The 13902-nt window shown below is 63.8% G+C and carries 13 protein-coding genes; 11 read left to right on the top strand and 2 right to left on the bottom strand.

Annotation, left to right across the window (positions count from 1 at the left end):
• Positions 1 to 17 precede the first annotated feature (17 nt).
• A complete protein-coding gene (gene iolD, locus ACLI1C_RS12825) occupies positions 18 to 1865 on the bottom strand; it encodes a 3D-(3,5/4)-trihydroxycyclohexane-1,2-dione acylhydrolase (decyclizing) (RefSeq protein WP_411397357.1) in 1848 nt (615 codons plus the stop codon).
• 123 nt (positions 1866 to 1988) lie between these two features.
• Positions 1989 to 3926 carry a bifunctional 5-dehydro-2-deoxygluconokinase/5-dehydro-2-deoxyphosphogluconate aldolase gene (locus tag ACLI1C_RS12820; protein WP_411397356.1) on the bottom strand — a complete coding sequence of 646 codons (1938 nt, stop codon included), beginning with the start codon at positions 3924 to 3926 and terminating at the stop codon, positions 1989 to 1991.
• 288 nt (positions 3927 to 4214) lie between these two features.
• Between ACLI1C_RS12820 and ACLI1C_RS12815 the strand changes: the two genes are divergently transcribed.
• From ACLI1C_RS12815 to ACLI1C_RS12765, 11 genes are all read left to right on the top strand, one after another.
• Complete coding sequence (locus ACLI1C_RS12815; protein WP_411397354.1) at positions 4215 to 5333, top strand: Gfo/Idh/MocA family protein; 1119 nt, start codon at positions 4215 to 4217, stop codon at positions 5331 to 5333.
• Between the two features lie 88 nt (positions 5334 to 5421).
• Entirely contained in the window at positions 5422 to 6069 is a 648-nt protein-coding gene (locus tag ACLI1C_RS12810; protein ID WP_411397351.1) for a TetR/AcrR family transcriptional regulator, read from the top strand.
• Positions 6070 to 6093: 24 nt separating this feature from the next.
• Positions 6094 to 7113: a ketol-acid reductoisomerase gene (gene ilvC, locus ACLI1C_RS12805; protein WP_411397349.1), complete on the top strand. Its 1020-nt coding sequence runs from the start codon at positions 6094 to 6096 to the stop codon at positions 7111 to 7113.
• A 160-nt stretch (positions 7114 to 7273) separates the two neighbouring features.
• Complete coding sequence (locus ACLI1C_RS12800; protein ID WP_411397348.1) at positions 7274 to 9046, top strand: B12-binding domain-containing radical SAM protein; 1773 nt, start codon at positions 7274 to 7276, stop codon at positions 9044 to 9046.
• 79 nt (positions 9047 to 9125) lie between these two features.
• Positions 9126 to 9596, top strand: coding sequence for a GFA family protein (locus tag ACLI1C_RS12795; RefSeq protein ID WP_411397346.1), 471 nt, complete (start codon positions 9126 to 9128; stop codon positions 9594 to 9596).
• Between the two features lies 1 nt (position 9597).
• Positions 9598 to 10089, top strand: coding sequence for a heme-degrading domain-containing protein (locus ACLI1C_RS12790; RefSeq protein ID WP_411397345.1), 492 nt, complete (start codon positions 9598 to 9600; stop codon positions 10087 to 10089).
• Between the two features lie 8 nt (positions 10090 to 10097).
• On the top strand, positions 10098 to 10991 hold the full coding sequence (locus ACLI1C_RS12785) for a PhzF family phenazine biosynthesis protein (protein WP_411397343.1): 894 nt from the start codon (positions 10098 to 10100) through the stop codon (positions 10989 to 10991).
• A 67-nt stretch (positions 10992 to 11058) separates the two neighbouring features.
• Positions 11059 to 11487 (top strand): hypothetical protein, encoded by a 429-nt coding sequence (locus tag ACLI1C_RS12780; protein ID WP_411397342.1) that lies wholly within the window; start codon positions 11059 to 11061, stop codon positions 11485 to 11487.
• Positions 11488 to 11583: 96 nt separating this feature from the next.
• A complete protein-coding gene (locus ACLI1C_RS12775) occupies positions 11584 to 11709 on the top strand; it encodes a hypothetical protein (protein ID WP_411397340.1) in 126 nt (41 codons plus the stop codon).
• A gap of 112 nt (positions 11710 to 11821) precedes the next feature.
• The gene (locus tag ACLI1C_RS12770) at positions 11822 to 13381 is read left to right on the top strand and encodes a 2-isopropylmalate synthase (protein ID WP_411397338.1); all 1560 of its coding nucleotides are present in this window, start codon (positions 11822 to 11824) and stop codon (positions 13379 to 13381) included.
• A 110-nt stretch (positions 13382 to 13491) separates the two neighbouring features.
• On the top strand, positions 13492 to 13893 hold the full coding sequence (locus tag ACLI1C_RS12765; protein ID WP_411398325.1) for a GNAT family N-acetyltransferase: 402 nt from the start codon (positions 13492 to 13494) through the stop codon (positions 13891 to 13893).
• Positions 13894 to 13902 lie beyond the last annotated feature (9 nt).

Raw genomic sequence — 13902 nt, 5'->3', positions numbered from 1 at the left:
GGGTGAGGGGGTCTTACTTACCCCGCCCGCTGCGCCTTCAGCGCCTTTACATAGGCTTCGCGCGCCGCATTCACCTGCGGCCGGTCACTCACCTCCGGCACGGCCACATCCCACCAGTGGCCACCCTCGTCGGTGGTGATCAGCGGATCGGTGTCGATGACGATGACCGTGGTCCGCTCGACGCTTTCGGTTTCCTGCAGCGCCGTTTCCAGCTCGGCGATGGAGCTCACCTTGCGCGATACCGCGCCCATCGCTGCGGCATGGGCCGCGAAGTCGATGCCGGGCAGGGTGACGTGGTGCGTGTCGGCCAGGAGGTTATTGAAGTTGGCGCCGCCGGTGGCCATCTGCAGCCGGTTGATGCAGCCATAGCCGGCATTGTCGAGCAGCACGATGGTCAGCTTGGCGCCGAGCATGATGGCGCTGGCGATTTCCGAGTTCATCATCATGTAGCTGCCGTCGCCGACCATGACGACCACGTCATCCTGCGGCCGCGCCAGCTTGACGCCGAGCCCGCCGGCAATCTCGTAGCCCATGGTCGAGAAGCCATATTCCATGTGGTAGCTTCCCGGCCCGCGGGCCTTCCACAGCTTGTGCAATTCGCCCGGCAGGCCGCCCGCGGCACAGACCAGCGTGGCATTCTCGCGGGCACGCTGCACGGCGCCGATCACCTGGGCGTCGGAGGGGAGTTCGGCATTGGTGGTGGCGGTGGCCCTGTCGGCAGCCATCAGCCATTGCTCCTTGCCCGCGGAGGCCTTGTCGGTCCAGGCCGTATCGGCCTGCCAGCCGGTCAATGCCTGGTTGAGGGCTTCGAGGCCGGCCCGGGCGTCGGCGACCAGCGGCAAAGCGCGGTGCTTGTGCGCGTCGAAGGGCTGGACATTGAGCCCGACGATCTTGAGGTCGTCATTCTTGAACAGGGCCCAGGAGCCGGTGGTGAAATCCTGCAGGCGCGTGCCGATGGCGAGCACCACATCGGCCTCCTCGGCCAGCGTGTTCGAGGCGGAGGTACCGGTGACGCCCACCGAGCCCATGTTGAGCTTGTGATCGTGCGGCAGGCTGGATTTGCCGGCCTGGGTTTCCAGCACCGGCACGCCATAGCGCTCGGCAAAGCTGCGCAGCGCCTGGCTGGCTTCCGAATAGAGCACGCCGCCCCCGGCAATGATCACCGGCTTCTTGGCCTGCAGCAGTGCCGTGGCGGCCGCGGCGAATTCATTGGCGTCGGGCATGACGCGGCGAATGGACCAGACCTTCTCCTCGAAAAAGCTCTCGGGATAGTCATAGGCCTCGGCCTGCACGTCCTGGCAGAGGCTCAGCGTCACCGGGCCGCATTCGGCGGGGTCGGTCAGCACGGCCATGGCGCGGCGCAGGGCCGGAATGATCTGCTCGGGGCGGGTGATGCGGTCGAAATAGCGGCTGACCGGCTTGAAACAGTCATTGACCGTTGCCGTCCCGTCGCCGAAATCCTCCATCTGCTGCAGCACCGGGTCGGGCAGGCGGTTGGCGAAGACATCGCCGGGTAGCAGCAGGACCGGCAGGCGGTTGACATGCGCCAGCGCGGCAGCGGTGACCATGTTGAGCGCGCCCGGCCCGATCGAAGTCGTGCAGGCCATGAAGCGGCGGCGGAAACTGGCCTTGGCATAGGCGATGGCGGCATGGGCCATGCCCTGCTCGTTCTGCGCGCGATAGGTGGGCAGCACATCCTTGATGCCGTGCAGCGCTTCGCCCACCCCGGCCACGTTGCCGTGGCCGAAAATGGCAAACACACCGCCAAAGATCGGCACGATCTCGCCGTCGATCTCGGTCTTCTGCATGGTGAGGAACCGGGCCACGGCCTGGGCCATCGTCAGTCGGATTGTTTTTTGGCTCATGGCTTTGTACCTCAAAAATTACTGAGCCATCGGCTCTTTCGCCTCCCTCCCCCTTGTGGGGAGGGGCGCGAGATGGGACTTAGCTTAAGCTAAGTCCGTTGAATCGAGCGGGGTGGCAGCGCCCTAAGCCGCCTTGCTGTCTCCCAGCCGCTCCCAGACGTCTACCAGTGCACCGAATTTGCGCGCCATGTCGGCGACCGCATCCTCGTCGCTGATTGTACCGGCAAGCCAGGCCTTTGCCGACTCCGCAAAGATGGTGCGGCCGACGGCAAAGCCCTTGACGGTGCGGGACGATCGCGCGGCGGTGAAGCCGGCCTCCAGCACGTCATGGCTGGCCTCGAGGCCCAGCAGCACCACGCCGCGGCAATGGGGGTCGCGCGCCTCGATCACCTGGTCGATGGCGGCCCAGGCCGATCGGCTGGCCTGCGGTTCGAGCTTCCACCAGTCGGGCTTGATGCCGGCGTCATAGACCTCGCGCAGGGCCTGGGCGATCGTGTCCTCGCCCAGCGCCCCATGCTTGCCGGCGATGATCTCGATCAGGATGTCGCGCCCCACCTTGCGGGCCGCTTCATAGGCGGTGCGGAGCTTGTCGAGCTGGACGCGCTTGAGCTCGGCCGGATCGTCGGGGTGATAAAAGCACAGCACCTTGATGCAGTGGTCGACCGGCCAGTCGATCAACCGCGAGCCGAGGTCCTGGCTGAATTCGAATTGCAACGGCCGCGAGCCGGGCAGTTCGATCGGCTTGGCGATCCAGAAATCCTTTTCGGCGCCGGCCGCGAACAGGGCGTCGCGGCCATATTTGTCGTCGATCAGCATGCCGAAGCCAGGGCGGCCATTGGCGACGCGCGACGCGGCCTTGACGGCCAGCGTCTTGAAGGCAGGGATGCGCGCCAGCAGCCCGGCATCGCCATTGGCCAGGTCTTCGAGCTGGCTGCGATGGTCGATGGCCAAAGCCATGAGGCTGGGGATTTCCCGGCGGCGGTTTGTGGCCCAGTGCAGATGGTTGAGCTCGGGGTCCTTGCGCAGGGCGCGTTCGGAGCTGCCGTGATCGAGGAAATAGTTGAGTTCGATCCAGCTCGGATATTCCGGCGCGCAGAGCAGGCGGGAAACGGCGAAGGCGCCGCAGGCATTGGCCCAGGTGGCGCTGGTGGCATGCGGCTCGCCCTTGAGCCAGCCGCGCAGCCAGCCGCTCATGAAGGCGTCGCCGGCGCCGAGCACGTTGTAGACCTCGATGGGAAAGCCCTTGCCGACAATGCCGTGCTCGAGGTCGTCCGGAATGGGACCGTCATAGACGATGCAGCCCATGGGGCCGCGCTTCAGGACGATCGTCCCGGAGGACAGGGAGCGGATGGTCCTGAGCGCGGAGAGAAGGTCGGCCTGCCCGGAGGCGATGAGCACTTCCTCTTCGGTGCCGACGATGAGGTCGCAATCGGGCAGCACAGACTGGTATTTCTGCGAGACGATGTCGGACGCCACATAGCGCGAGAAGCCGGCATCGTGCCCGGCCAGGCCCCACAGATTGGGGCGATAATCGATATCGAAGGCGACGCGGGCGCCATTGGCCTTGGCGAGGCGGATGGCCTTCTTCTGCGCTGCTTCGCTGTTCGGACGGGAAAAATGCGTGCCGGTGACGACGATGGCCCGGGCCGAGGCGATCAGGGCTTCGTCGATATTGCTCTCGTCGAGCGCCATGTCGGCGCAATCGGTGCGGTAGAAGATCATCGGCGAGACGCCTTCGGCCTCGACCGACAGCAGCACCAGCGCGGTCAGCCGATCCGGGTCGGTGGCGATGCCAGCCGTCTCAACGCCCTCGCGGTCGAGCTGCTCGCGGATGAAGCGGCCCATCTGCTCGTTGCCAACGCGGGTGATCAGCGCCGACTTAAGGCCGAGCCGGGCCGTCCCCACGGCAATATTGGTGGGGCAGCCGCCGACCGATTTGGCGAAGCTGCCGATATCCTCCAGGCGCGTGCCGATCTGCTGGCCGTAGAGATCGACGGAAGCGCGGCCGATGGTGATGACATCGAGGGGTTTCGCCCCGTCATCGGGGTGCGCATTCGTCACAGCGATCCTCCCATGTGGCCTTGAGCCGATATGCAATCATCCACACGCAGCTCGGTGCCTGCAAACCACCGGCATGCTGCCGGCAAGTCGCGAGCATGCTGCTGGCGTGCTGGTGGGCATTATGAAACATAGGTTCCGACTATTCGTCAACGTGGAATGTTCGTTCCAATTGTGGAATCGTGGTCAGGGGACCTATCGCACGAGTCGCCGAATTCCGAAGGCCGCCTGGAAGCCTGTTCCGGTCGCCATGCGGATGGATTATGCATCGTATCGGCAGGGGAGTGGTGAATGCAGTCAGCCATCGGCGTAGGCCTTATCGGCACCGGATATATGGGCAAGTGTCACGCGCTGGCGTGGAATGGGGTGAAGGCCGTTTTCGGCGATGGCCCCCGGCCCGTCCTGGTCCATCTTGCCGAAGTGAATGAAGAGCTTGCCCGACAGAAGGCCGACGAGTTCGGTTTTGCCAAGGCAACTGGGGACTGGCGCGACCTGATCGCCGACCCGGATGTGGATGTGGTGTCGGTAACCACGCCCAATGCCTATCACGCCGAAATGGCCATAGCAGCGCTCGAGGCGGGCAAGCATGTCTGGTGCGAAAAGCCGATGGCCGTGGCGCTGGCTGACGCCGAGCGCATGGCGGCGGCGGCCGGGGCCTCGGGCAAGGTCGCCGTGCTGGGCTACAACTACATCCAGAACCCGTTGATCCGGCAGATCGGTACGATCCTGGCCGATGGCACCATCGGCACCGTCAACCATGTGCGCCTTGAAATGGATGAGGATTTCATGGCCGATCCGGAAGCCCTGTTCTACTGGAAAAGCGAAGCAAGCTCAGGCTACGGCGCACTGGACGACTTCGGCGTGCACCCGCTAAGCCTGCTGCAGGTGCTGTTCGGGCCGGTAACCAGGGTATTCGCGCACCTGTCCAAGCCCTATGCAGACCGGCCGACCAGGGAGGGTCCGCGGCGAGCAGTCGAGACCTTCGATACGGCCAGTGTATTGTTCGAAGTGGGTTCGGATATCAGCGGCGTCATGGCGCTCAATCGCTCGGCCTGGGGACGGAAGGGGCGCATTGTGCTGCAGATCTTCGGCAGCAAGGGCTCGATCGTCTATGATCAGGAGCGCATGAACGAATTGCAGCTCTATACGGCCAGTGATCGGAGCACGGAGCAGGGCTTCCGCACGATCCTGGCGGGCCCGCAGCATCGGCCCTATGACCGGTTCATTCCCGCGCCCGGCCATGGGCTTGGCTTCAACGATCTCAAGATCATCGAGTGCCATGAGCTGCTGAACGCCATCAGTGGGGCCAGCGCCCGCGTGATCGATTTCAGCACGGGGCTGATTGTCGAGCAGGCCGTACACGCCATGTTCGAATCCCACCGCCGCGGCGGCTGGGTCATCTGCGGCTGACAAATAGCACTTGCATCGAACCGTACCGTACGGTACGCCTGCGGGCGAAATTGGCCGAAACCGTTCGGCCGCGACCCGAGGCGATGCCGTGCCCCTGACCATCAAGGTCAACGAAGAGACGTTCACCCCGCGCCAGCAGGCAGTGCTGACCGCGGCGCTGGACCTGCTCGTCGAAAACGGCGAAGGCCTTACCATGACAGCCGTCGCGCGCCGTGCCTCGTGCAGCAAGGAAACGCTCTACAAGTGGTTCGGCGACCGCGACGGGCTGTTGACCGCCACGGTGCAGTGGCAGGCGGCCAAGGTGCGCATGCCGGTGGTCGATCGCTCCCATCTCAACGCCAAGGCCTTGCGCCTCAGCATCGAGCAGTTTGCCCGCGACCTGCTGACCGTGATCACCGGGGAAGTATCCGTCACGCTCAACCGCACCGCGGTAACGCATGCGGCGCAGGAAAAGGATAGCCTGGGCATCATCGTGCTCGAGAATGGCCCGCTGGCCATCCGCCGGCGCCTCAAGCCCATTCTCGAAGCCGGGCGCGATGCGCGACTGCTGCGCTTCACGTCGAGCGAAGATGCCTACCGCACCTTTTTCGGCCTGGTCGTGCGCGACGTGCAGATCCGGCTGCTGCTGGGCGACAAGTCGCTCACCCAATCCAATATCGAGGCCAATATCGAAGCCGACGTCAAGGCCGCGACCGACCAGTTCTTCGCCCTCTATGGGGCGAAAGCCAACCCATAACACTGCAGTTCCAGGGAGAAACCCATGCGCGTTTATTATGATCGTGATGCCGATCTCAACATCATCAAATCAAGGAAAGTCGCCATTGTCGGCTACGGCAGCCAGGGCCATGCCCATGTGCTGAACCTGCGTGACTCGGGCGTCACCGACGTCGTCGTCGCCCTGCGTCCCGGCTCCCCCTCGGCGCAGAAGGCCGAAGGCGAAGGCCTCAAGGTCATGTCGGTTGCCGACGCCGCCAAGTGGGCCGACGTCATCATGATGCTGACCCCCGACGAGCTGCAGGCCGACATCTACAAGCAGCATATCGAGCCCAATATCCGCGACGGCGCGGCGCTGGCCTTCGCCCACGGCCTCAACGTCCACTTCAACCTGATCGAGCCCAAGTCGACCGTCGACGTGATCATGATCGCCCCCAAGGGCCCGGGTCACACCGTGCGTGGCGAATACCAGAAGGGTGGCGGCGTGCCGTGCCTGATCGCCGTGCACCAGGACGCATCGGGCAATGCCCATGACATCGCGCTGGCCTATGCTTCGGGCGTTGGTGGCGGCCGTTCGGGCGTCATCGAAACCAACTTCCGCGAAGAATGCGAAACCGACCTGTTCGGCGAGCAGGCCGTGCTCTGCGGCGGTCTGGTCGAGCTGATCCGCGCCGGTTTCGAGACGCTGGTGGAAGCCGGCTATGCACCGGAAATGGCCTATTTCGAGTGCCTGCATGAAGTGAAGCTGATCGTCGACCTGATCTACCAGGGCGGCATCGCCAACATGAACTACTCGATCTCCAACACGGCCGAGTGGGGTGAATATGTCACCGGCCCGCGCATCATCACGTCGGAAACCAAGGCCGAAATGAAGCGCGTGCTGTACGACATCCAGTCGGGCAAGTTCACTGCCGAGTGGATGCAGGAGATCAAGGCCGGCGGTTCGCGCTTCAAGGCCACGCGTCGCCTGCATGACGAGCACCAGATCGAGGAAGTCGGCGCCAAGCTGCGCGACATGATGCCCTGGATCAAGGCCGGCGCTCTAGTCGACAAGGCCAAGAACTAAACCAGTTACGTTCTCCCTTGAACGTTGCGGCGGGGGTCCTTCGGGGCCCCCGTTCTTTTTCACCGGCCTTGCCGGATTTCACCGTCTTTCATTCCGGAGGCAACGAGGCTAGTCTTCGCGCAGCGTCTTCTGTCCAGACTCCTTCAACCGTGGGTGATCTATGGCGGCGACTACGCGCAAATTCTGTCTCTACCTGATCAAGCCGTCGCACTATGACGACGACGGTTATGTGATCCAGTGGTGGAAATCTCCCATCCCTTCCAATTCGCTGGCGGCTGTCTACGGCCTGACGCAGGACTGCATCGACCGGCAGGTGTTGGGACCGGATACCGAGATTACCGTCCACGCCATGGACGAGACCAATACCGAGGTGCATGTCGACCGCATCGCGCGGGACGTCGAGGCGGCCGATATCGGCATGGTCATGCTGGTCGGGGTGCAGTCCAACCAGTTTCCGCGCGCCCTCGATATTGCCCGCCCGCTGCGTGCGCGCGGCATCCAGGTGGGCATTGGCGGCTTTCACGTCTCGGGCGTCATCTCCATGCTCAATGGCGAAGATGCGCGCTTCAAGGAGGCGCAGGCGCTGGGCATATCGCTGTTTGCCGGAGAGGCGGAGGGGCGGCTCGAAGAGGTGCTGCGCGACGCCAATGCGGGGGCGCTCAAGCCGCTCTACAATTTCATGAATGACCTGCCGGGCATCGAGGATACGCCGGTGCCCTTCATGCCGGCCGGGCATGTGGGCAAGACGGCCTACAACCTCACCAGCTTCGACGCGGGCAGGGGGTGCCCCTACCAATGCTCGTTCTGCACCATCATCAATGTGCAGGGGCGCAAGTCACGGCGGCGGTCGCCCGATGACATCGAGAAGATCGTGCGGGCCAACCTGGCGCAGGGCGTCTACCGCTTCTTCATCACCGACGACAATTTCGCCCGCAACAAGGATTGGGAGCCGATCATGGATCGGCTGATCCATATGCGGGAGGTGGAGAAGCTCCACTTCAACTTCATCATCCAGGTCGACACGCTCTGCCACAAGATCGAAAATTTCGTGGAAAAATGCGCACGCGCGGGGGTTAAGCGCGTGTTCATCGGCTTGGAGAACGTCAATCCGGCCAACCTGATGGGCGCCAAGAAGAAGCAGAACAAGATCACCGAATACCGCACCATGCTGCTGGCCTGGAAGGCGCATCACGTCATCACCTATGCCGGCTATATCCTGGGCTTTCCCGGCGATACGCCCGAGCGGATCATGCATGACATCGACGTCATCAAGCGCGAGCTGCCGGTCGATATTCTCGAATTCTTCTTCCTGACGCCATTGCCGGGCTCGGAGGATCACCAGAAGCTGCACCGGGCGGGCGTCGCCATGGATGCCGATCTCAACAAATATGACCTCAACCACATGACCACGGCTCATCCGATCATGAGCCGGGAGCAGTGGGAGGGCATCTATGCCCATGCCTGGGACCGCTACTACACGCCCGAACATGTCGAGACGATCATGCGCCGGGCGATCGCCAGCGGGATTGCGGCATCCAATATCCTCTTCCTCGTCACCTGGTTCGTCGGCTCGGTGAAGATCGAGGGTGTGCATCCGCTGGAGGGCGGTGGCGTTCGCCTCAAGTTCCGCCATGCGCGGCGGCCCGAACTGGGTCTCGAGCATCCGCTCATATTCTATCCGCGCTATTGGGGCGAGACGGCGCTCAAGCTGTTCCGCTGGGCCCAGCTGTATCTGCGCTTCGGCATGGTCTATCGCCGGGTGGAGAAAGACCCCAACAAACATGCCTATACCGACACGGCCCTGACGCCGGTGAGCGACCATGAGGAAGACCTGGAAATGTTCCAGTCGGCCGATGCGCAGGAATGGCTCAACAAGGAAAAACACCTCGAAAAGGTCCGCCATGGCGTGGCCGAACCGGCGGGGCCTGCATAGCGGGATTGATGGTGCAGTCCTTCTGTCCGGCGCCAACTTGGTCTAGAACCCTCGACCAAGGTCGAGTCGGGAGGGCGCGATGGATTTGCCGAAATTTCCGGTCGAGGGCGGGTGTCAGTGCGGCGCGGCGCGCTATCGGCTGAAGGCCAGCCCGCTATCGGTCTATAATTGCCACTGCAAGGATTGCCAGCGCTTCTCGGGCGCCGCCTGGTCGATGTCGATGATCGTCAAGGACAGCGATTTCGAACTGTTGTCGGGCGAGATCGCGCAATATCGCAAGACGGCCGACAGCGGCAATGCGATTGTCATGAACTTCTGCGCCCGCTGCCATGGCTGGCTGTGGAACGACCCTCCCGCACCGGGCATCAAGGTCGTCCGGGCCGGGACGCTGGACGATCTCGACTGGGCTGCGCCGGTGGGTAATATCTGGACGGACAGCAAGGCCGTCTGGGTGCAGATCGACCCGGCCCAGGTCAACTTCCCCAAGGGCGCGACCGATCGTACGCCACTGTTCGACGCCTGGACCCGCTCGACGCACAAGGACAGCTGACATGGCCGCCGCCGAAGACATTGCGCTCGTCAAGAAGCAGGAAGCCGAACTGGTGCTGGACCAGTTCGACGAGGCCGTTGCCTTTGCGCTGGGCAGCGCCATTCGCGAGCGGGCCCTGGCCGAGGGGATGAGCCTTGTGGTCGATATCCGCACCTGGGACCGGCAGGTATTCTTTGCCGCGACGCCCGGCACCAGCGCGGACAATGCCGAATGGGTGCGCCGCAAGATCAACACGGTCCGCCGCTTCCAGCGCGCCAGCTACCGAATGGTGCTGGAGCGGGGCGAAGTGCCGTTCAGCCCGCAATCGGGCGCCGACCCGGCCGACTACGTCATTGCAGGCGGCGGCTTCCCCATCCGGGTCAAGGGCGCCGGCATTATCGGCTGCCTCACCATTTCCGGCCTGCCCGGTCGTTCGGACCACGGCGTCGCGGTCGATGCGCTTTGCGATCATCTCGGGCTTGATCGTGCCATCTACGCCCTGCCGACCCAATAGGAGCGAGCATGAAGCTCAATTATCTGCTGCTTGACGTGTTCACCCGCGAGCGCCTCAAGGGCAATCAGCTCGCCGTGGTGTGCAAGGCCGATGGCCTGCTCGACGGGGAGATGCAGGCCATTGCCCGCGAGTTCAACCTCAGCGAGACCGTCTTCATCCTCAAGCCCCAGGCCGAGCGCAACACCGCCGCGGTCCGCATCTTCACCCCCGAGGTGGAATTGCCGTTTGCTGGCCACCCCACGGTCGGTGCCGCGGTGGTGCTGGGCCTGCAGAACAAGGTCTCTGCCGTTCGCATCGAGGAAAAGGTCGGTCTCATCACGGCCCTGTTCGAGAAATCGGACAAGCGCTCCGGCGAGGCGCGTTTTGCGCTGCCGCGCCTGCCCGTGCGGATCGCCTCGCTTGATGATCGCGCGGCGCTGGCCCTGGCGCTGGGCATCGAGCTGGACGAGCTTGGCTGTGGTCCCTATCAGCCGGCAGTGTTCAGCGCGGGCGTGGAATTCCATCTGGTGCCGGTGCGCGATCCGGGCGTGCTGGCGCGCATCGCCATCAATATGGGGCAGTGGGCTCACACGTTCCCGCATGGCCACAACTCGGTCTACGTCTTCACCGAGACGCCCGGGGAAAAGGACAATGACCTGGCGGCGCGCATGTTTGCCCCCGGCATGGGGCTGGGAGAGGACCCTGGCACGGGCGCTGCAGCGGCGGCGCTGATCGGGCTGCTGTCCGAGCAGGCCGATATCGGCACCGGCCAGGCCGATTTCGTGCTGCGCCAGGGCCACGAAATGGGCCGGCCCTGCCGCATCACCATCCAGCTGCGCAAGGATAACGATGTGCTCGTGCATGGCGGCATTGGCGGCCATGCGGTGGTCGTCGCCGAAGGCGTGCTCGACCTGGACGACTAAGCGGCGGCTTGGCCGTTTGTCGCGAACCGTGCTACTTTTGGAGCGGGTCTGAACGGGGGAGTGGGCGATGGACGTCGTCATCAATCTGCTTATCTGGATACACATCCTGGCCTTTGTGGCCGGCGGCTCGAACAGCGTTGTCGGGCCGGTCATCGGCGCCCGGCTCGCAACGGCGACGCCCGAGATGCGGCAGGGCTATTTTGGCGTCATGAACAGGCTGTCGCAGGTCGGCAAGGTCGCCATGGTGGCGCTGCTGGTCACCGGCCCGCTGATCCTCTGGCTGCGCTATGGTGGGCTCGAGGGAGCCAACACCTGGTTCTGGATCAAGATGCTGCTTGTGGCGGTCATGCTGGCCGCGATCATCTATGGTGGCATCAACTTCAAGAAGTCGCAGGCAGGGGACGTCGAGGCAGGGCGCCGCGCGGGCGTTGCCCACAAGGTGACCGGCCTCGCCTTTGCCGGAGTGCTGCTGTCGGCGGTCCTGGCCTTCAACTAACCGCACCGACTGTAGCAAAAAATCAACTGCGGCCATTGTGCGGGCTTGCACGGGGCGGAGGATTCGCGCATTCTGGCCGAAATCGGAACCGGACCCATGCAGCGCAAGCGCGCAATTGCCATTGCCATGACACAACGCCAGGAGCGCGTGCGCGTTCTGGCGCTTGCTGCTGGCCTGCTGTTGCTGCCTGCTGCGCTTCTCCTCCTTCTTATCAGCCCCTGATCACCTTCTGCTCGGCAACCGAGCGGGTCGTCAGGGGATAGAGCCACAAGCCGTACAGTCAATGTCCGGCCTGCAGAGCCGTCGCTCCGGGCCGACCGATAGGAATACCGATATGTCTGCGACCACCGATACCAATAAAGACCGCGTCTTCATCTTCGACACCACGTTGCGCGACGGCGAGCAATCGCCCGGCGCCACCATGACGCTGGAGGAAAAGCTCCAGGTTGCCGAGGCGCTCGACGAAATGGGCGTGGACATCATCGAAGCGGGCTTTCCCATCGCCTCCAATGGCGATTTCGAGGCCGTGGTTGCGGTGGCCAAGCAGGTCAAGCGGGCGACTGTGGCGGGTCTGGCCCGTGCCATCACCGCCGATATCGACCGGGCCGGCGAAGCGGTGCGCCATGCCCGCAAGGGGCGCATCCACACCTTCGTCTCCACCTCGCCCATCCATCTGGCCCACCAGATGAAAAAGACCGAAGACGAGGTCATCGAGATCATCTCGCGCACCGTGGCGCAGGCGCGCAACCTGATTGACGATGTCGAATGGTCGGCCATGGACGCCACCCGCACGCCGATGGAGTTCCTCAAGCGCTGCGTCGAGGCGGCCATCAAGGCCGGCGCCACCACGATCAACCTGCCCGATACGGTGGGCTATGCCGTGCCCAACGAGCATTTCAACATGTTCAAGACTATCATCGAGTCGGTGCCCGGCGCCGACAAGGCGATCTTCTCGGTGCATTGCCACAACGACCTGGGCCTGGCCGTGGCCAATTCGCTGGCCGGCGTGGCGGGCGGTGCACGGCAGATCGAATGCACCATCAACGGGCTGGGCGAACGCGCGGGCAACGCCGCCCTCGAAGAGGTCGTGATGGCCCTGCGCACCCGCGCCGATGCCATGCCCTATCACACCGAGATCGAGACCACCCATCTGGCCCGTGCCAGCAAGATCGTCTCGGCGGCGGCCAATTTCCCGGTGCAATATAACAAAGCAATCGTCGGCAAGAATGCCTTCGCGCATGAAAGCGGCATCCACCAGGATGGCATGCTCAAGAATGCCGAGACCTATGAAATCATGACACCGGCCAGCGTCGGCATCAAGGAAACCACCCTGGTCATGGGCAAGCATTCCGGCCGCGCTGCGTTCAAGGACAAGCTGCGCGAGCTGGGTTACGAGCTGGGCGACAATGCCTTCCAGGAAGCCTTCGTGCGCTTCAAGGATCTGGCTGACCGCAAGAAGCATGTCTATGACGCCGATATCGTGGCGCTGGTCGATGATGAAGTCGGCTCGGTTGGCGATCGCATTCGCCTGGTGGACATGGAAGTGGTCAGCAAGACCGGCGGCGTCCACAAATGCACCATGACCCTGTCCATCGACGGCGAGGAATCCGCGGTGACCTATGAGGGAACCGGCTCGGTCGATGCCATCTTCAACGCCATCAAGCAGGGTGTCGGGCAGGAACCGCATCTGGTGCTCTATGCAGTGGATGGCGTCACCGGCGGCACCGATGCGCAGGCCTCGGCCCATGTGCGCCTGGAAATGAACGGCCGTATCGTCTCGGGCAATGCGGCCGAGCCGGATACGCTGGTGGCCTCGGCCCGCGCCTATCTCAATGCCTATAACCGCCTGCTCATCGAACGCGGCGCCTCGGCGCAGGGCGCCATGGCCGGCTGACAAAGCAATCGTGTGCCCCGTGCCCCGACCCATCGTGGCCGGGGCAGGGAGGACGCCAATGGGCTATGAACTCGTCGAGGTAACCAACCCCGCCGGACGCGTATCACGCCATCCGCCGGCAGGAGCTGTTCGAGGCAAAGGGCCGGTTCGGCATCTATGATCCCAACTATCCGGGCGAGCGGCTGCCCAACATGCATCCCTATCTGCTCAAGCTCGACGGGAGGCCGCTGGGCACGACGCGCCTCGACATTCGCGAAGATGGCACAGCAATTTTCCGCCTCGTCGCGATCACCGCGTCAGAACAGGGCAGGGGACACGGGCGTGTGCTGAGTCGCCTCGTGGAAGAGCGGGCACAGGCCTTCGGTGCGCAGATGCTGTTCGTCAATGCTGCGGACACGGCGGTTGGCTATTACGAGGCCACCGGTTGGCGCCGCCATATCTGGGACGAGAGCGAGCTCGTGGGCATTGCCAGCAGCTGCATCCAGATGTGCAAGCCGATCACACAGGCATAGGTGCCTCAT

It is taken from the genome of Devosia sp. XGJD_8 (genome assembly GCF_046614475.1).
In the GTDB taxonomy this organism is placed as follows: domain Bacteria; phylum Pseudomonadota; class Alphaproteobacteria; order Rhizobiales; family Devosiaceae; genus Devosia.
Note: the sequence above shows the minus strand (reverse complement) of the source record. Positions and strands in the feature narration are given on the sequence as shown.

What these genes read in the sequence shown, in the direction of transcription:
- iolD (WP_411397357.1), bottom strand. Translation starts at nt 1,865, where the DNA reads ATGAGCCAAAAAACAATCCGACTGACGATGGCCCAGGCCGTGGCCCGG.
- ACLI1C_RS12815 (WP_411397354.1), top strand. Translation starts at nt 4,215, where the DNA reads ATGCAGTCAGCCATCGGCGTAGGCCTTATCGGCACCGGATATATGGGC.
- ilvC (WP_411397349.1), top strand. Translation starts at nt 6,094, where the DNA reads ATGCGCGTTTATTATGATCGTGATGCCGATCTCAACATCATCAAATCA.
- ACLI1C_RS12800 (WP_411397348.1), top strand. Translation starts at nt 7,274, where the DNA reads ATGGCGGCGACTACGCGCAAATTCTGTCTCTACCTGATCAAGCCGTCG.
- ACLI1C_RS12795 (WP_411397346.1), top strand. Translation starts at nt 9,126, where the DNA reads ATGGATTTGCCGAAATTTCCGGTCGAGGGCGGGTGTCAGTGCGGCGCG.
- ACLI1C_RS12790 (WP_411397345.1), top strand. Translation starts at nt 9,598, where the DNA reads ATGGCCGCCGCCGAAGACATTGCGCTCGTCAAGAAGCAGGAAGCCGAA.
- ACLI1C_RS12785 (WP_411397343.1), top strand. Translation starts at nt 10,098, where the DNA reads ATGAAGCTCAATTATCTGCTGCTTGACGTGTTCACCCGCGAGCGCCTC.
- ACLI1C_RS12780 (WP_411397342.1), top strand. Translation starts at nt 11,059, where the DNA reads ATGGACGTCGTCATCAATCTGCTTATCTGGATACACATCCTGGCCTTT.
- ACLI1C_RS12775 (WP_411397340.1), top strand. Translation starts at nt 11,584, where the DNA reads ATGCAGCGCAAGCGCGCAATTGCCATTGCCATGACACAACGCCAGGAG.
- ACLI1C_RS12770 (WP_411397338.1), top strand. Translation starts at nt 11,822, where the DNA reads ATGTCTGCGACCACCGATACCAATAAAGACCGCGTCTTCATCTTCGAC.